The 17212-nt window shown below is 63.2% G+C and carries 15 protein-coding genes; 7 read left to right on the top strand and 8 right to left on the bottom strand.

The window, feature by feature from the left end:
* Positions 1-83: 83 nt before the first annotated feature.
* The 5 genes from RY1_RS01350 to RY1_RS01330 form a co-directional block, all read right to left on the bottom strand.
* On the bottom strand, positions 84-938 hold the full coding sequence (locus tag RY1_RS01350; protein ID WP_072801722.1) for a DUF881 domain-containing protein: 855 nt from the start codon (positions 936-938) through the stop codon (positions 84-86).
* Complete coding sequence (locus tag RY1_RS01345) at positions 931-1539, bottom strand: CDP-alcohol phosphatidyltransferase family protein (protein WP_072802220.1); 609 nt, start codon at positions 1537-1539, stop codon at positions 931-933. The genes RY1_RS01350 and RY1_RS01345 overlap by 8 nt, the downstream gene beginning before the upstream one ends.
* A gap of 73 nt (positions 1540-1612) precedes the next feature.
* Positions 1613-2233 (bottom strand): NUDIX hydrolase, encoded by a 621-nt coding sequence (locus RY1_RS01340; protein WP_072801721.1) that lies wholly within the window; start codon positions 2231-2233, stop codon positions 1613-1615.
* A gap of 75 nt (positions 2234-2308) precedes the next feature.
* A complete protein-coding gene (locus RY1_RS01335; RefSeq protein WP_072801720.1) occupies positions 2309-2713 on the bottom strand; it encodes a nitroreductase family deazaflavin-dependent oxidoreductase in 405 nt (134 codons plus the stop codon).
* A 101-nt stretch (positions 2714-2814) separates the two neighbouring features.
* Positions 2815-4461, bottom strand: a complete 1647-nt coding sequence (locus RY1_RS01330; RefSeq protein ID WP_072801719.1) for an FAD-binding dehydrogenase — start codon at positions 4459-4461, stop codon at positions 2815-2817.
* Between the two features lie 248 nt (positions 4462-4709).
* Between RY1_RS01330 and RY1_RS01325 the strand changes: the two genes are divergently transcribed.
* From RY1_RS01325 to RY1_RS01300, 6 genes are all read left to right on the top strand, one after another.
* Complete coding sequence (locus tag RY1_RS01325; RefSeq protein ID WP_072801718.1) at positions 4710-6053, top strand: sensor domain-containing phosphodiesterase; 1344 nt, start codon at positions 4710-4712, stop codon at positions 6051-6053.
* A 161-nt stretch (positions 6054-6214) separates the two neighbouring features.
* Complete coding sequence (locus RY1_RS01320; protein WP_084727106.1) at positions 6215-7399, top strand: M4 family metallopeptidase; 1185 nt, start codon at positions 6215-6217, stop codon at positions 7397-7399.
* A 1-nt stretch (position 7400) separates the two neighbouring features.
* Positions 7401-7727 carry a protealysin inhibitor emfourin gene (locus tag RY1_RS01315; RefSeq protein WP_072801717.1) on the top strand — a complete coding sequence of 109 codons (327 nt, stop codon included), beginning with the start codon at positions 7401-7403 and terminating at the stop codon, positions 7725-7727.
* Positions 7728-7862: 135 nt separating this feature from the next.
* Positions 7863-9296 carry a short-chain fatty acid transporter gene (locus RY1_RS01310; protein WP_072801716.1) on the top strand — a complete coding sequence of 478 codons (1434 nt, stop codon included), beginning with the start codon at positions 7863-7865 and terminating at the stop codon, positions 9294-9296.
* Positions 9297-9408: 112 nt separating this feature from the next.
* On the top strand, positions 9409-10179 hold the full coding sequence (locus tag RY1_RS01305) for a PIG-L family deacetylase (RefSeq protein WP_072801715.1): 771 nt from the start codon (positions 9409-9411) through the stop codon (positions 10177-10179).
* Positions 10180-10281: 102 nt separating this feature from the next.
* Entirely contained in the window at positions 10282-11439 is a 1158-nt protein-coding gene (locus tag RY1_RS01300; protein WP_072801714.1) for an alpha/beta fold hydrolase, read from the top strand.
* Positions 11440-11443: 4 nt separating this feature from the next.
* On the opposite strand, the gene RY1_RS01295 is transcribed toward RY1_RS01300, so the two are convergent.
* Both RY1_RS01295 and gabT read right to left on the bottom strand, forming a co-directional pair.
* Entirely contained in the window at positions 11444-12898 is a 1455-nt protein-coding gene (locus RY1_RS01295) for an NAD-dependent succinate-semialdehyde dehydrogenase (protein ID WP_072801713.1), read from the bottom strand.
* Position 12899: 1 nt separating this feature from the next.
* Complete coding sequence (gene gabT / locus RY1_RS01290; RefSeq protein WP_072801712.1) at positions 12900-14267, bottom strand: 4-aminobutyrate--2-oxoglutarate transaminase; 1368 nt, start codon at positions 14265-14267, stop codon at positions 12900-12902.
* Positions 14268-14393: 126 nt separating this feature from the next.
* Between gabT and RY1_RS01285 the strand changes: the two genes are divergently transcribed.
* Positions 14394-15905 carry a PucR family transcriptional regulator gene (locus RY1_RS01285; RefSeq protein ID WP_072801711.1) on the top strand — a complete coding sequence of 504 codons (1512 nt, stop codon included), beginning with the start codon at positions 14394-14396 and terminating at the stop codon, positions 15903-15905.
* Between the two features lie 40 nt (positions 15906-15945).
* Here the strand turns inward: RY1_RS01285 and RY1_RS01280 are convergent, their stop codons facing one another.
* Positions 15946-17127 carry a phytanoyl-CoA dioxygenase family protein gene (locus tag RY1_RS01280; protein WP_072801710.1) on the bottom strand — a complete coding sequence of 394 codons (1182 nt, stop codon included), beginning with the start codon at positions 17125-17127 and terminating at the stop codon, positions 15946-15948.
* Positions 17128-17212 lie beyond the last annotated feature (85 nt).

The following is a 17212-nucleotide window of genomic DNA, read 5'->3' as shown; positions in this document are numbered from 1 at the left end:
CGTTCCCCCGCCGTCCGTGCCTTCGCCACCGTCCGTGCTTTCACCGAGGTTGCTGCCGTCCCCGATGTCGCTGCTGTCTTCGGTCATGGGGAACCCTCCGGGCGGGCAGCAGACACAGGACGCGCCGTGGCAGCGGGTAGTTGGAGATCGTTGTCGGGTCTGACGTCGAATCCGACACGGTACAGCTGGGACAGCGCCGACATTCGAAGGTATGCGTCGCTGACGGAGAACCGGGCCTGCAATTGCGATGGGGAGCCGATCGCTGAGATCGAATACGGCGACGGCACTGGGCGATTGTCGACCAGCATCGCTCCGCCTGCTTGTCTGATCGTGACGTTGGGGCCGATCCTGACATCCCCGACGGCGATGGCTTCCGCACCGCTCACCCAGAGCGAATTGACGACGACCTGGAGATCTCGATCTATGACCGCGGCCGCCGATCCACGCGTGCGCCGGGAAGCGTCGGACAGCGATGCAGGCGATGCAGGTTCCGAGACGACGACGGTGATGCCTGGACCGGATGCCGAGGTGGCGCCCGCCGCGACCTCGAGCGACCGCAGGTCGGTGAGTACCGAACCTCCTGCGTCGCTGCTCGCCAGCGCCGTTTCCCGTGCCGTGTCGACCTCGGCCACAAGAGCACTTCGTTGCGCTTCGAGGTCGTCCGCACGGTTCGTCGCAGCTCGAACTGTCGCAACCGTCTCTCGCTGAACTCCAGGGGCATCGGAGGGGTGGTCGGCCACTTGGGAGATGGCGAATCCGAACACGACACCTATGGACAGAGTTCCCAGTGCGGTCCATACGGCAGTCGATCGGACGGATGGCCGACCAGCGGTGTGCCGTCGAGAGTGCGCCGCGGCGGCATAACCGGGGTCGAGGTGCTCCGACATCAACGATCGCAACAGCGAAGGAACAGGGTTGCGGGTGATTGCCCTACGCATCGTGTGCAGCCCGGTCGGATACCGGCACCGTCGCACCGACCAGGACCGCCTTGTAGGTGTAGAGGATGCCGGTCCACACGTAGAGGGCAGTGCCCCACAAGAGCAAGGCATGGCCGATCGGGGACAGAACCTCGGCGACTTGCGAATCCCCTGTTGCGCCGAGCAGCACGGGCAGTGCGATCATGATCACGAACGTCGCGGCCTTACCGAGATAGATCACGTCCGGTGGTGGTAGTCCTCGCCTTCTGTACACGAGAATGGTCCCGGCGAGTATCAGGTCGCGGCCGATCAGAATTGCAGTCACCCACCACGGGATGATGCCCCGTAGCGAAAACGCGAGCAGCGTCGTCACCACCGACAGACGATCGACGAACGGGTCGAGCAATGCACCGAGCCTGGACGACTGGTCGAGGGCGCGCGCGAGTTTGCCGTCGAGCCAGTCCGTCGCCCCACTCACCAACAACACTGCCAGGGCCCAGCCGTCGGCCTCCCGTTCGAGCAGGAGGTAGAGGAACAGCGGAATCAGGAGCAGCCGTAGCACGCTGAGAACGTTGGGAACGGTGAGAATTCGATCCGAACGGTCCGTACCGGACGTGCTCACGCCGAACACCTCGATTCCTCGTTCGCAGCGAAGGCATCCCCGAATCGGCGGGAAACGACACTGCCCTCCGTCGTCACCGCCACGCGAACACCGGTTGTTCGAAGTCTGCCACGCGGGTGTGCCGTCCACGAAGTACGACTTCTCTGAACTGATGTACGACGGCTCCGGTGGGCGCATGGACGAGTGAATCGCGGAACGGCCACTGAACGACAGGTCTGTTCGACTGCTCGATCGTTACGAAACGTGCATCGACGTCGATTTCGGCAGACGAGACCTCGTACACCGTCGCGACTTCTGTCGGGCTCGGTGACATCTCGTCGAGCCGATCACCGACCCACACGACAAAAGGACTGATGACATATCCCGACCGAGTCTCGTAGTCGTCGAGGCGCCCGAGAACGCAGTCCTGCGGAACTGTCAGACCCAGCTCTTCCTGTAGCTCACGAAGACACGCGGCTTCCGTCGTCTCACCGGGATCGACCGATCCGCCGGGGAGTGCGAACTGGCCTGGATGAGCGCGGAGCCGTGAGGGTCGCTTGGTCAGCAGTAGCCGTCGAGCGTGCGCCGGGCCACCGATGGCCAATGCGACCGCCGCCGCTCTCCGCGTCCCCACCGTGACCGAACGATGGTCGAAATGGGACAGGGCGAGCTCGATGTTCGCTCGCTCGAGGCGATCGTCGGCTGGGGAGTTCATACAGTCGAGGCTAGAGGGTGCAATCCGTACTCGCCCACGCGACTTGCGGTGGGTCCTGTTTCGAACAACGACGACTCAGGGCGCAGCGAGAACGACGACCGGAATGACCCGGGAGGTCTTCTTCTCGTAGTCGGCGAAACCGGAGTACAGGTCGGCCTGCCGGCGGTAGAGCTCGTCTCGTTCGGCACCCTTCACTTCCGAGGCGACCACGCTGAGCGTCTTGTCGCCGACCTCGATCGTGGTGTCCGGATTGGCTTTCAGGTTGTGGTACCAGTCAGGGTTGCTGTCCGCCCCTGCCTTGGACGCGAAGATCACGTACGTGTCGTCGTTCGGCAGGTACATCAACGGACTCACTCGTTCGGTGCCGGTGCGAGCACCCACGCTGTGCAGTAGAAGCAGCGGCGCTCCTTCGAACGGGCCACCCACCTTGCCGTGATTGCTGCGAAACTCCGCGATGATCTGCTCGTTGAAGTCGGCCATCGAACGCTCCTCGAATGCGGTTGATCGGTGCGCACAACTTTACCGATGCGCGCCGACACGAAGGCATTTTCCGTTCGTCGCGCCATGTGTCATTCATCGTGTCATCGTGATGCAGCGCGACCCGCCGATCGGCCGGAGAAGATGCATCCGCCCAGGAACGTCCCCTCCAGCGACCGGTACCCGTGCACTCCTCCTCCGCCGAATCCTGCGACCTCACCAGCAGCGAACAGTCCCTCGAACGGGGACCCATCCGGCCGGAGCACACGGGAGTCCAGATCGGTCTCCAAGCCGCCCAGCGTCTTTCGGGTCAACAGGTGCAGTTTGACCGCGATGAGCGGTCCGGACTCGGGATCGAGCATCCGATGCGGTGATGCAATACGAGCTGCCCTGTCTCCCTTGTATTTTCGTGCGGCATGTATGACCGATACCGATAGATCCTTGCTGAAGCCGTTGTCCATCTCCCGGTCACGCGCCCGCACGAGATGCTCGATGTCGACCGGATCGAGTTCGATGTCGCCGATCTTGTTCATCCCCGCCACCAAATCGGTAACGGAATTCGCGACGACGAAGTCCTCCCCTCGACGCTTGAATGCTTCGACGGGACCAGGCGCGCCCGAACGCACTCGTTCGAGAAGCTTTCTCACGCTTCTACCTGTCAGGTCCGGATTCTGCTCCTGCCCCGACAGGCCGAACTCCTTCTCGATGATCTTCTGGTCGAGTACGAACCACGAATAGTCGAATCCGGTCCGGACGATGTGTTCGAGTGTGCCGAGTGTGTCGAACCCGGGAAACAAGGGTGCGGGAAGCTGTGCGCCGGTCGCGTCGAGCCACAGCGACGACGGACCGGGAAGGATCCGAATTCCGTGATTCGGCCACACAGCGTCGTAGTTGGTGATTCCTTCGGTGTAATGCCACATCCGGTCGGGATTGATCACGCTGGCTCCGGCATCTGCGGTGATCTGGAGCATTCGCCCGTCGACGTGCGCAGGTACACCGGTCAGCATGTGTTTCGGCGGTTCTCCCAGCCGAGCAGGCCAGTTCTTCTTCACCAGTTCCCAGTTGGCTCCGATTCCGCCGGAAGTCACGATCACTGCGTCCGCCGCGAACTCGAACTCACCGATGCCGACCCGGGAGGACGGGACACCGCGTGCGGCCGTCGTATGTTCGAGGCGTGTGCCGCGCACTCCTGCTGCGACTCCGTTGACCACGACGATCTCGTCGACTCGGTGGCGATGGGCGAGGGTGACCGTCCCGTTCGCCACACCGGCCCGTACCGTCTCGGCGAATATGTTCACCAGTGCAGGTCCGGTACCCCACGTGATGTGAAATCTGGGCACCGAATTTCCGTGGCCGGTGGCACCGTAACCGCCCCGTTCTGCCCACCCGACGAGCGGAAAGATCTTCAGGCCCCGTTCGCGAAGCCATGATCGTTTCTCACCCGATGCGAATTCGACGTACGCCTTCGCCCATCGGCGAGGCCAGAGATCCTCTTCTCGATCGAATCCGGCAGATCCCATCCAGTCCTGCATCGCCAGTTCGTGGGAATCCTTGATTCCGAGTCGGCGTTGTTCGGGGCTGTCGACGAAGAACAGCCCACCGAACGACCAGAAGGCCTGTCCTCCGAGATTGGCCTCGTTCTCCTGATCGACCAATATCACGTGTTTGCGGGCTGCGACGAGTTCCGCCGCCGCGACCAGACCAGCGAGACCTGCACCGACGACAATGACGTCGGCCTTCTTGTCGACCATGTCCACCTACTTCCCCGGCGCTGCAGAGGTGACGACCTCGGATGCAGCGGTGCGATATTCTCGACCCGAGTTTCGACTGTAGACGGCGGCCGTGGTGTTCGGACCGAGAGCGCGTCACTCGCGTCGTGTTCCAGGCCGGACCGGCAAAACTGAATCGATGTAACGGCAGTGACTGGTTCTGACATACTATTCACGGTCGGGAACATGGATCAGGTGCGGGTGCGCCGCAGTGTTGATGGAGGCGCAAAGTGGTCCGAACCCGGATCGAGAGGCAGAAGGATTCTGCTCGTAAGTACCTCGACTTCGCAGCGGTCTCCCCAGCATTGGAAAACGCGACTGCGGTAACCGCGCAGGCGTTGGGATTTCCGGTCGCAATGGTCAATATTCTCGACGACGGCAATCAGTACACCCTTGTCGCTTATGGAATCGAGGATCTTGCCGGATGCGTCGTGCCACGATCACAGGCCGCGTGCACCACGGTCGTCGAACTCGGTCACTCCCTCGTGGTCGGCGATGCGTCACTGGCAGGGGCTGCGACGGCCGACTCCCCACTCCACACCGGGTCGCCCGGCCATGCGCTGATCGCCTCCATGCGCGATGCCGGCTTCCGGTCCTACGCGTCCGTACCGCTTTTCGGGCGCGAATCGATTCCGATCGGCACCCTGTGTGTGCTCGATGCGCAGCCGCACGATCTCACACTGGATCAGGTGCACTTGCTCGAGCAATTGGGCGTCATGGTCGAAGATCATCTCGACGTCCAGCGCAGCCGATCCCGAGTCTTCACGCCCGTGGGAAATGTGACGGAGCTGACAGCGGCGATCGATACGGGCGAGATCGCGCCGTGGTACGAACCGATCGTCGACCTGGGAACAGGAAAGATCTTCGCCCTCGAAGCACTTGCGCGATGGCAACACCCGATCGAGGGTCTGGTCGAACCTGGCGATTTCATCGTACAGATGGAGACGACTGACCTCATCGTGGATCTGGACCTGCGGATCCTCGCCGCGGCGTGTCAGGATTTTTCGCGGTGGACGATGGATCGACCCTGTTTGAAGTTGTCGGTGAATGTGTCGGGTCATCACTTGGATCGACCGGACTGCGTAGACCGAATCCTCTCCATCGTGACCAACGCGGGGTTGCCCGCCGAAGCCATCATTCTGGAGATCACCGAGACCGCCCGCGGGACCATGGTGGAGGACGAGGCTCGGATGGTACGGGCGCTTCGGGCCGCCGGATTCACGGTACTGCTCGACGATCTCGGTTCCGGGTGGTCGCCGGTGCCCCGGCTGATGCACGTCTCGGTCGACGGTTTCAAATTGGACCGAACTGTTGCGTCCGCGTTGCACACCAAAGTCGGCCACGCAGTAGCTCACGCGATGTTGCAGTTCGCCGATGAACTGGGACTGTCGGTGATTCTCGAAGGACTGGAGACTGTGGCCAGGCTGGACGCCGCGCGGGTCCTGGGCTTTCGGCTCGGACAGGGGCACCACTTCTCCAAGGCCGTTCCAGAACAAGAGGTCCCGGCTGTGATCAAACACGTCGAGGAGTTGATGCGTGAGCATCTCGAATCCTCGGACAAGCCCGGCGACTGAAGTTCGTCAACCCGGATCACTTCCACAACCCGGATCGCTCCCAACAACCCGGATCACTTCCAACAACCCGGATCACTTCCAACAACACGGATCACTTCCAACAACACGGTGTCGCACCTAGGGACTACTGTGCTGTCGACGCCGACCGGAAGGTACTCCGCATGCCAGCTCGCACCGCAGACAGTGACCGTACTCCGCCCGCACATCGGATTCGTCCTGTGGTTCCGCCGTTCTTGCTCGAGCGAATAGCCGCAGGAACCGATGTCGGTGGGCGCGGAGTGGCCATCGATCATGCGGCTTCGAGTGCCGCCAGGACTCTGCAAGTGGACCGTGAATTCGCCGACGGCCGCCGACGTTCGAACGAATTCACTGCGCCGCGTGCGGTCCCCGGCCGAAAGGCGCTGCGCCGCTCGATCTTCGACGCCGAATCCTCGCGAGATCTTCCCGGCGTTCTGGTGCGACGGGAATCCGAAGCACCGAGCGGTGACGTGGCGGTGGACGAGGCGTACTCAGGCCTCGGCGTCACGTTCGAGTTCTTCGAGAAGGTGTACGGCAGATCGAGTCTCGACGGCCGAGGTCTACCACTCGATGCGACGGTGCACTACGACCGCGACTACGACAATGCGTTCTGGGATGGTGAACGCATGGTATTCGGCGATGGAGACGGTGAGGTGTTCGACCGATTCACTGTCTCGATCAGTGTCATCGCGCACGAACTGGCACACGGCTTCACGCAGTTCTCGTCGCAACTGAATTATTCGGGACAGGCAGGGGCTCTCAACGAGTCGCTGTCGGATGTATTCGGAGTCCTCGTCGAGCAGTACTCGCTCGGTCAGACTGCCGAGGTTGCATCCTGGCTGGTCGGCGAGGGGCTCTTTCTCCCTGCGGTGGAGGGACGGGCGCTGCGCTCGATGCTGGAACCAGGAACTGCCTACGACGACGATGTCCTCGGCAAGGATCCGCAGCCTGCCGACATGGACGGCTACGTGGAGACGAGGTCCGATTACGGGGGCGTGCACATCAATTCCGGCATTCCGAATCGAGCGTTCGCGGTGACTGCCAGGGCACTTCCGGGGCCTGCATGGGATCGCGCCGGGCAAGTGTGGTTCGACGTCGCGACCGGCGGCGCGCTCCGGCCCGATGCCACCTTCGAGGATTTCGCATCGACTACCGTCGCTGCGGCTGCAGCCCGATACGGAGACGAGTCCGACGTTCGCCGCGCAGTAGTACAGGGTTGGGCTACCGTTGGGATCACGGTGGGCGACAGCGATGTACCGGTTGGCCAAGCAGCGGGTGGTACAGGACCGGTTGGCGATGTAGCGGCCGCCGCGACGCAGAGGACGTGAGATGTTCGTCGAGGTGGTTCGGTCAGGGGGTGTCGCCGGCATCACCCGCAGGGCGCACGTCGATACCGACACCGTCGATGACGAGCGGACGCTGCTCGAATGGCAACACCTGATCGAGGCAGCGCGTCCTCTTCTCGCTCGACTGCCGGAGGAGCAATCGCCGCAGCAGGAAAAGGCGCTGTCGCAGGACACATCATCGCCGGTCCCCGATGGATTCATGTGGAGTGTGTCGATCGGCGACACCACGTGCGTTGCCGACGATGCGTCGGTCACCGGACCACTGCGCGCCCTCGCGCTCAGGACGCTGCGCGAGGGCCGTAAGCACTGAGTGTCGGCCGAGGCCCTGCATTTCTGCACAATGCATGTGCACGAGCATTCCTTGCGCATGTGTGTGGGTCGGTGGAAGCTGATCCGAGCATGTGGCCTGTCTCACAGGCTCCCCCGATCACGTGAGGAACTGTCGATGACTGCCACCGATACCGCTGCACCTTCGGAGAAGGGGCTTGCCCGCGCGGCGCAAGGCCTGGCCCGCGCAACCGAAAAGTGGTTTCCGGACGCGTACATCTTCGCGCTCGTCGGGGTTCTCGCCGTTGCTGTGCTTGCGTTCGCCAACGGATCGTCGCCGCAGGCTGTGGTCGATGCCTTCGGAAACGGCTTCTGGGACCTGACGGCTTTCACGCTGCAGATGGCGATGGTCGTACTCACCGGGTACGTCGTGGCGACATCCCCACCGGTCGCGAAGTTGATCACCGCCCTCGCGGCAGTGCCCCGATCGGCGGCCTCCGCGGTGAGTTTCGTGGCGTTCCTGTCGATGTCGGTGTCGTTCGTCAACTGGGGACTGAGCCTCGTGTTCGGCGGACTCCTCGCGCGCGCCATAGCGAGGAGGGCCGACCTGCGTGTCGATTACCGCGCTCTCGGCGCTGCAGCGTTCATGGGCCTCGGTGCGGTATGGGCTCTCGGAATGTCGTCTTCTGCGGCACAGCTGCAGGCGACGGCCAGTTCGCTTCCACCCACCTTGCTCGCAGTGACCGGTGTGCTCGACTTCGGGACCACGATCTTCACCTGGCAGTCGCTGGTGATGTGCGCGGTGATCATGGCACTGACGGTCCTGATCGCACATCTGTCGGCTCCGCGCGGGGCAGCCATCAGGACTGCGGAGTCGATGAAGGTGCACCTGGACGACACGATCACGGCGCCTCGCCCCCGGACGCGTCCCGGCGAGTGGTTGGAATACAGCCGCGTTCTGCCACTTCTCATCGGGGCGATGACGCTCGGGTGGTTGGTATCGCAACTGCTCACACTGCCCGTTCTGAAGGTGGTCAGCAGCCTCAACGGCTACCTGCTGGTCTTTCTGGTACTCGGTCTCGTGCTGCACGGAACACCGAGGCGATTCTTGGACGCAGTCGCGCGGGCCGTTCCCGCGACCGCAGGCATCCTCGTCCAGTTTCCCTTGTATGCCTCCATGGCCGCGATTCTGACCAAAGCCGAGGGACGCAACGGCGTCACCATTTCCGAGCATCTGGCGGACTTCTTCACCGACATCGGTAGCGGCGGCGGGTTCGCTGTCGTGATCGCGGTCTACACGGTCGTTCTCGGCCTGTTCGTTCCCTCCGGCGGCGGCAAATGGTTGGTCGAGGCGCCCTACGTCATGCAGTCCGCCACCGACGTGCAGATGAATCTGGGTTGGACGGTTCAGATCTACAACGTTGCCGAGGCGCTGCCCAACCTGGTGAATCCGTTCTTCATGCTTCCACTTCTCGCTGTCCTCGGACTGCGTGCCCGCGATCTCATCGGGTTCACATTCCTCCAATTCATGTTTCACCTACCCGTTGTCCTCGTCCTGGTATGGCTGCTCGGTACGACATTCGAGTTCGTCCCTCCTGTTGTTCCTTCGTGACTGCCGAACCGAATCAGTGCGCACCACAATCGAACAAGGCCCGGACAGTGACGGATCCGAAACCGCGGACGGATTCGCCTGCCCCGCAGTGTCGAGCCGCTAACCTGCCAGCATGACCACGATCCCGAGTGTGTTGTGCGTACACGCCCATCCTGATGACGAGGCGCTGTTCACGGGCGGGATTCTCGCGCGTACCGCTCAGGCAGGCGGTCGAACGGCAGTCGTCACGTGCACGTGGCGAGACGGTGATCCGAGGGTGGACGAGCTTCGCGAATCATTGACGATTCTCGGTGCCGGAGAACCACGCCTGCTCGGTTACACCGACAATGCGTTCGACGATGGAGTCCGCTTCTGCTCGGCGCCGTTCGACGAAGCGGTGGGCAGGTTGGTCGGCCACATTCGAGACTTTCGACCCGACATAGTCGTCACCTACGACGCGTTCGGATCGTATGGGCACCCCGATCACGTTCATGCGCATCGAACGACACTCGCGGCGGTCGAGGCAGCCGGCTACGACCAGCTCTTTCGTGACGCCGGGCAGCCATGGTCGCCCCGACATCTGTGTCTTGCCACTTTCCCGCGTAGTGCTATCGAGCAGCACTGGCTGACCTTGTTCGGTTCGCCCGCGCCTGCGCCGGGCACCGGAATTCCGGGGATATCCGACGAACTCGTCAATCTGACCGTCGATGTGAATGCGTGGTACGAGACCAAGTGGGCTGCGTTCGCAGCGCACAGGTCCGAACTCGAACGAGGCGGGGGCGCCAGTCGGTTCGCGCACATGACAGATGCGCAGCGGCGTGCGATGTTCGGTACTGAATGGTACGTACACCGCGAACTGGCCGGCCACAGTATGCCCGGGGTGGATCCCTTCCTCGCTTCGTGAGGCATCGAGGCGCTCAGCACTCAGGATGTCCGTACCGAGTGGACGCGTACCGTGGACAGTGAACACACACGCGTCGAGACATAATTCGGAGAGTATTCCTTCGTGCAGTGGGACGACCAGCTGCGCCGCGACAGACTTGCGCAGACTCGGCTCGGACGCGACTGGGTCGTGTACGGGCGAACGCGTCGTGCCATTCTCCGAGTACTACTGGCGTCCATCCCCGTGCTGATCGTTCTCGGACAGTACTGGACCCTGGATGTGGCCCCGGAGCAACGCAGACTGGCTGCAACGACGCCTCGGGTCGACCAGATCTACGACGCCCGCAGCGCCGAGGGCAACAACACCGCTGTGGTGGACATGGTCGGACTGGGCAACGTCGACGCGTCGCCGACAGCGTTCTCGTTGCCTGCCTTCGATCGAATCGGGAACGTGTGGGCGTTGCGATACGACAACCGTGGTATCGACACTCGTGTCATCAGCGAAATCGTGGCCGACAGAGCCTCCGCTGCCGGTGTGGAGAACATCGTCCTGGTCGGCCACAGTATGGGCGGCGTCGTCGCTCTCGAAGTGGCGCAACACATTTACGAGGACACCGACAGGCGTGTGTCGGGCGTGGTCCTGGACAGTACACCGCTCGATCTGCACGCGGTGCGAAGCGAGGGTCGTGATGCGGGGGCGAACCTGCTTCGCTGGATCGGGTGGCTCCCCGGAGCCCGTGAAAGTCGTTCGCTCCGAACGGTCGTCGAAATGGCGGCCCGCTCCGATCGATTCGTCGATACGCATTCGACGTGGTATCCGGGGATCGAGTGGTCGAACGCCGTCGACGCGTTCGACGAGGTCCTGCGCGACAAGATCCTCAATCGATCCGCCGCGAGCAACGGTTTCATCGAATCTCAGTTCAAGACGATCGTTGCGTCCGGCGCCCTCGACAACCTCGATGCGCTGACGGCGCCGACGCGTGGAAAGCCGCTTCCGGCAATCATTCTGATGCGCCCCACCGTCGGCGGGGCCGACGGCGTCGTCGACATCGACTATTCGCAGTCGATCCTCCTCGATCGAGTCGGCGGAGCCAGCGGTCAGTTGCGTGTGGTGAGAATGGACGGCACCGGTCATGCCAATCCACGACAGGAGCCGGAGCGATACAACGAGGCCATCACAGCCCGGGTGCTGCCGTTCCTCGCTTCACGAATCTTCGGAGCCGGTCGTTCGGATCGACCACTGGACCAGGCGGCCGATCCGACGACGTCCTTCGGTCAGTGACAGGTCACTGCAGCGCAACATATTTGGTTTCGAGGTACTCCTCTATGCCTTCGGTGCCGCCCTCGCGTCCGAACCCCGACTCCTTGACACCGCCGAAGGGAGCGGCCGCGTCCGAGATCGCACCCCTGTTGACGCCGACCATTCCAGAGTCGAGAGCTGCCGACACGCGCATCGCGCGATCGAGATCGCGTGTGTAGAAGTACGAGACCAGTCCGTACTGGGTGTCGTTGGCCGCGGCGACGGCCTCGGCCTCGGTGTCGAATCCGACGATTGCCGCCACCGGTCCGAAAATTTCCTCGCGCAGTAAATTCGCGTCGGCAGGCACGTCGTCCAACACGGTGGGCGTGAAGAAGAATCCAGCGCCGTGGGGCGCACCGCCGCCCGTACGCACGGTGGCACCCTTGGCTACCGCGTCGTCGACCAGCGCGGTCACTGTCGTACGTTGCTTGGCGTTGATGAGGGGCCCGATGTCGGTGCCGCCGATATCTCCGGCGCCTACCGTCAGTGCCTCGATTCGTGCGGTCAGCTTGGAGGTGAACTCTTCTCGAACCGAGTTGGCCACGTACAGCCGGTTCGCAGCGGTACACGCCTCTCCCCCATTGCGCATCTTGGCCAGCATGGCGCCGTCCACCGCAGCATCGACATCGGCGTCGTCGAAAACGATGAACGGCGCGTTGCCGCCCAGTTCCATCGAGGTCCGCAGCAATCGATCGGCTGCGTTGCGGACAAGCAGCTTGCCTACGCCGGTGGAACCGGTGAACGTCACCTTCCGAAGGCGAGGGTCCGCCATCAACGGCCCGCTGACGGCGGCCGCATTCAGGGTGGGAAGGATGGAAAGCACACCGGCCGGCAGCCCGGCATCCGCGAAAATCTGGCCGAGCAGCAGCATCGTCAGCGGTGTGTCCTCGGCCGGCTTCACGATCACCGTGCACCCCGCAGCGAGGGCGGGACCGATCTTCCGGGTCCCCATCGCCAACGGGAAGTTCCACGGGGTGATGGCCAGAACCGGCCCTACCGGTTTCTTGGTCACCAGAATACGGCCGTTTCCGGCAGGCGCCTGGGTGAAGCGGCCACCGATGCGCACTGCTTCTTCGGAGAACCACCGCAGGAACTCGCTGCCGTACGCGACTTCACCGCGGCTCTCCTGCAACGACTTCCCCATCTCCAGGGTCATCAGCAACGCGAAGTCCTCGACGCGTGAGTTCACCGAGTCGAAAGCACGGCGCAGAATCTCGGCGCGCTCACGTGCCGGAGTTGCTGCCCAGGACGACTGAACCGAATCGGCGAGGTCCAGAGCCGTGAGAGCGTCCTGGGAGGTCGCGTCGGCGACGGTGGTCAGTTGATCGCCGGTGGCAGGGTTGAGCACCGCGAAACGCGCCCCAGTCGATCCCGGTGTCTGTTTGCCTCCGAGCCAGAGGTCGGTGGGAAGCGACGAGATCAGGTCGTGCACTGCAGTCATGTCAGTTCTCCTCGGCGACGATACGGATGGAATTCTCGAGAACGGTCAGTGCCTCGTCCAGTAAGGCGTCCGAGATGACGAGAGGGGGGAGCAAACGGATCACGTTGCCGTAGGTGCCGCAGGTCAGAATGACCACACCGTCCTGCAAGGCAAGTGCCGCAATCGATTTGGTTGCCTCCGCATCGGGTGCGCGGCCACCACCGGGCAGCACGAATTCGACGGCGAGCATTGCGCCGCGTCCACGTACCTCGCCGATGATGTCGATCTCGTCCGCAAGCGCTGTCAATCGCGATGTCACGGTGTCCTCGATCGCGCGGGCACGGCCGTTCAGATCGAGTGTTTCCATCTGTTCCATGGAGGCCAGTGCGGCTGCGCAGGCGACCGGATTTCCGCCGTACGTGCCACCGAGGCCGCCGGGATGAACGGCGTCGATCAGCTCCGCACGACCGGTCACTGCGGCCAGGGGCAAACCACCGGCGATGCCCTTCGCCATCGTGATCAGATCCGGGACGATGCCTTCGTGCTCGCTCGCGAACCACGCCCCGGTGCGCGTGAACCCCGTCTGCACCTCGTCCGCGATGAAGACGACACCATGGGCTCTGGCCCACGCCGAGAGGGCAGGCAGAAACCCGTCGGCAGGAACGATGAATCCGCCTTCACCCTGGATCGGCTCGATGAGGAGCGCTGCTACGTTGTCGGCACCGATCTGCTTCTCGATGACCGAGATGGCACGGGCAGCCGCCTGCGCGCCGCTGATCTCCGAGCCGTCGACATTCAAACCTTCGCGGAAGGGGTAGGACATGGGCACGCGGTAGACCTCGGGGGCGAACGGCCCGAAACCGCTCTTGTACGGCATCGATTTCGCGGTCAACGCCATCGTGAGGTTGGTGCGGCCGTGGTAGGCGTGATCGAACACCACGACCGCGTCCCGACCCGTTGCATGACGCGCGATCTTGACCGCGTTCTCGACTGCTTCGGCGCCACTGTTGAAGAGAACACTGCGCTTGTCGTGATCGCCGGGGGTCAACTCGGCCAGTTTCTCGGCGACCTCGATGTAACCCTCGTACGGAGCGATCATGAAACAGGTGTGCGTGAAATGGCCGACCTGTTCCCGTACTGCGTCCACGACGGTGGGGTTGGAGGCTCCGACACTCGTCACGGCAATTCCTGCTCCGAGGTCGATCAGCGAGTTTCCGTCGACGTCGACGATCACGCCGCCGTCCGCGTCCGCGACGTAGACGGGCAACGTCGACGCAACGCCTGCACCCACGACGGCTTTACGCCGTTCGGCCAGCGCCGCGGAACGGGGGCCTGGAAATTCGGTGACGCGACGACGCTCCTGCGGGAGCCGGTACTCGATGGTGTTCATGACTGCGCCTTTCTGCGGTATTCCCCTACGAGTATGCGACGTCGCCCGCTGGTCCTACCGTGACGATGTGTACAGAACATTCGGCATAGCCACTCCACTTCGGCACAGGCGGCTAGGCTCCCAGATGTGAGTGTTCACATCCCATGGCTGTTGACGCAGAAACACCTCGAGTTGACGCAGCGAGGTGGTCCGAGAGTGGGTACCGCGCCCATTGCCTTCGTTCACGCAACCGAGCTCGTCGATCCGAGCCCGTGGTTGTCCGGCGGCGAACTCGTGCTCACGACCGGCCTCGGCTTCGAAGCGGACAGCGCCGAACTCGGCGTGTACGTCCGCCGACTCCGCGATGCAGGCGTGGCCTGCCTTGGATTCGGAACCGGTCTGTCACACAACAGAATTCCATCGCTTCTCTTGGCGGAGGCCGACGCAGCAGGCCTACCCGTGCTCGAGGTTCCGTTCGCAACCCCGTTCGCCGCGGTCGTCCGCACGGTGATGAACAAGATCGCCGAGCAGGAGTACGAACAAGTCCTGCGTGCGGCACAGGTGCAGACGCGTATCACTCGTGCCGCATTGCGCGGCGGTGTCGACGCGTTGGTGAAGGAACTCGCGATCGCGACCTCCACCGAAGTCGCTTACATCGGCGTACGCACCGAAGCGGTACATCCGAACACGGCGCACGCACTGGTGGCCGAGGCACGCGAGATTCTCGCGCGACGAGGCACGTCGGCGAGCGCGACGTCCTCCATGTCGGTCAGTGAACCCGGTCGAACGTTGACCATGCAGCCGGTGGGTCTGTCGACCACAGCAGCGGGCCACCTCGCGATGGTGACGGCGGGTCCGGTGACAGGAGTCGAGCAGGTTCTGCTCGGTCACGCCGTGTCGCTGCTGACCCTCGAGCTGGAAAAACCTGCACGGCTTCGCGCCGAGCAGACCCGGCTGCACACCGTGGCCACCGCACTTCTGCTCGACGGCCGGTTCGACGCACACTCGGTTCCGGACTATCTCGTCGATGCAGCCGACGCACACGGGCGGATCCGCGTCCTGACCGCCACCGCTGATCGGTCGGTCGAGATCGCACGTCGCGTCGACGAACGAAGTGCTGCACTGGGACGCGACGTCTTTCTTCGGCACGACGCCGCGACCGTCTCGATAGTGCTCAAAGGGGACGACGACGCTGAGTTCGCAGAATGGCTACTGCCCGAGCATCCTTCGCTCCGTGCGGGTCTCAGTGCTGTGCACTCGTTGTCCGGCGTGATGACCGCAGCGGAGCAAGCTCGGTTGGCGATGAGTCTTGCCGCTTCCGGTCGCAGCGAACGTCTTGTCGATTTCGGCACTGCCCGAGGTTCGCTGGTTCTTGCGTCCGAACCAGTGCGTAGGGCACTGCTCACCATGGCTGTGTCGACGGTGAACCGACTCGCCGCTCACGACGCAGCGCACGGAGGCGAACTACTGGCGTCGCTACGTGCGTACCTCGAGGCCAACGGCCAATGGGAGACAGCAGCGGCGCAGCTCGGCGTGCACCGACACACATTGCGCGGCAGAATATCTCGCATCGAGGACCTCCTCGATGTCGATCTGGCCAGCGCACGAGTGCGTGCGGAACTCCTGCTGTCCATCCTCGCTTCCGACGGAGCGAAGTGAGGGGCCGAGCCCGCGAACGCGGCCGGCCCCTCACTTCTCGTCATGGGCGATGGCGTGCGGCGAGTGCTGCCTGCGCTTCGACGAACGTAGGTAGATCCATCAGGGCTGCCACCGCACGGTGGACCAGCTCGGCGTGCGTTTCACCGGCCAACCCGCTGATCGGTTGATCGAGGTCGAGGTTCGAGGGGAACGCGTACCCTTCCGCCGATGCCGCGATGACGTTGCCCAACGCGCGATCGCGTCCGTCCGAGGCCAGTTGAAGCAACGTCGGGTACAGAGCGGTGCAGATCGCGTCGCGATCGACACTGTCGAGTGCACGGCCGAACGGCGACGACACCTGCAACAGGTTCGCCATGCGGTAGATGTCGCTGGATGTGTTGTGCCCTGCGGCGTGGAACAGTGCAGGGTTGAAGAACACAGCGTCACCGGCTTCCAACGGCAACTGAATGTAGTTCTCCGCGAAGTACTGACGGAATTCGGGGAGATTGAATGCGATGTAGCCCGCCTCGAACTTCTGCGAGTACGGGAGGTACATCGTCGGGCCGCTCTCGATCGGCATGTCGCAGTGCGCCACTGCGCCCTGCAGAGTCAGCGCCGGCGACAGCCTGTGAATGTGCGCGCGGAACTGCGCCGCCGTGTCGGTCGACATGAAGCCGAGGTGGTAGTCGCGATGCGGGTTCTGCGCGTTGCCGCCCGGGTTGACGACATTGATCGCAGAGGTCACCTGGTACATCGGGCCGAGCCACGCTTCGGAGATGAGGGACAGAATGTCGTTGGAGTAGTAACGAGCAAAGAGGTCGGGGCGTTCGACAGCGAGTTTCTGCAGTGCAGACCAGATTCGGTCGTTCGCCCCGGGCTTCGCGAAGTGATCTCCGCTCGACACGCCTGACCGATGCTGCTGCTCGATGACCTGGTGGAAATACGCGGTGGTCTCGTCGAGAGCGTTGTCGGTCGTGAACGCGCGCTTGAACACGACGATGCCGGGTCCGTTGAGCAATGCATCGGCGAGTTCGTCCTGCACCAGCGACCGGGTCTCCCCATCGGCAACAGTGTCGACGAGGGACGGTGCGTCGTAGATCAGAACGTTCTTCACGACGTCGGAGGCGAACCGGTAGTCCGAGAGAGATGTCGTCCGAGAGACCAGCCGCTGGAACTCGTCGATGTCGCAATCGATCTCGCTGAGCCGATCTGTGCGTGGAGACTGACTGACGTTGCTGGTCATCGATTCGTTCCTAACGTTGCAAGGGGGCGAGGTGCTCGGTGGTCTTCATCGCCTCGGTATGTCTATTCTCGGGAACGGCAGTGAG

Origin of the sequence: Rhodococcus yunnanensis NBRC 103083 (assembly GCF_001895005.1) — a bacterium.
GTDB lineage: Bacteria > Actinomycetota > Actinomycetes > Mycobacteriales > Mycobacteriaceae > Rhodococcoides > Rhodococcoides yunnanense.
This window is presented reverse-complemented; position numbering and strand designations above follow the sequence as displayed.

Bases quoted from the DNA above. Each gene is read 5' to 3' on its own strand.
- RY1_RS01280 (WP_072801710.1), bottom strand. From the start codon at position 17,127: ATGACCAGCAACGTCAGTCAGTCTCCACGCACAGATCGGCTCAGCGAG.
- RY1_RS01310 (WP_072801716.1), top strand. From the start codon at position 7,863: ATGACTGCCACCGATACCGCTGCACCTTCGGAGAAGGGGCTTGCCCGC.
- gabT (WP_072801712.1), bottom strand. From the start codon at position 14,267: ATGAACACCATCGAGTACCGGCTCCCGCAGGAGCGTCGTCGCGTCACC.
- RY1_RS01335 (WP_072801720.1), bottom strand. From the start codon at position 2,713: ATGGCCGACTTCAACGAGCAGATCATCGCGGAGTTTCGCAGCAATCAC.
- RY1_RS01350 (WP_072801722.1), bottom strand. From the start codon at position 938: ATGCGTAGGGCAATCACCCGCAACCCTGTTCCTTCGCTGTTGCGATCG.
- RY1_RS01295 (WP_072801713.1), bottom strand. From the start codon at position 12,898: ATGACTGCAGTGCACGACCTGATCTCGTCGCTTCCCACCGACCTCTGG.
- RY1_RS01320 (WP_084727106.1), top strand. From the start codon at position 6,215: ATGCCAGCTCGCACCGCAGACAGTGACCGTACTCCGCCCGCACATCGG.
- RY1_RS01340 (WP_072801721.1), bottom strand. From the start codon at position 2,233: ATGAACTCCCCAGCCGACGATCGCCTCGAGCGAGCGAACATCGAGCTC.
- RY1_RS01305 (WP_072801715.1), top strand. From the start codon at position 9,409: ATGACCACGATCCCGAGTGTGTTGTGCGTACACGCCCATCCTGATGAC.
- RY1_RS01315 (WP_072801717.1), top strand. From the start codon at position 7,401: ATGTTCGTCGAGGTGGTTCGGTCAGGGGGTGTCGCCGGCATCACCCGC.
- RY1_RS01330 (WP_072801719.1), bottom strand. From the start codon at position 4,461: ATGGTCGACAAGAAGGCCGACGTCATTGTCGTCGGTGCAGGTCTCGCT.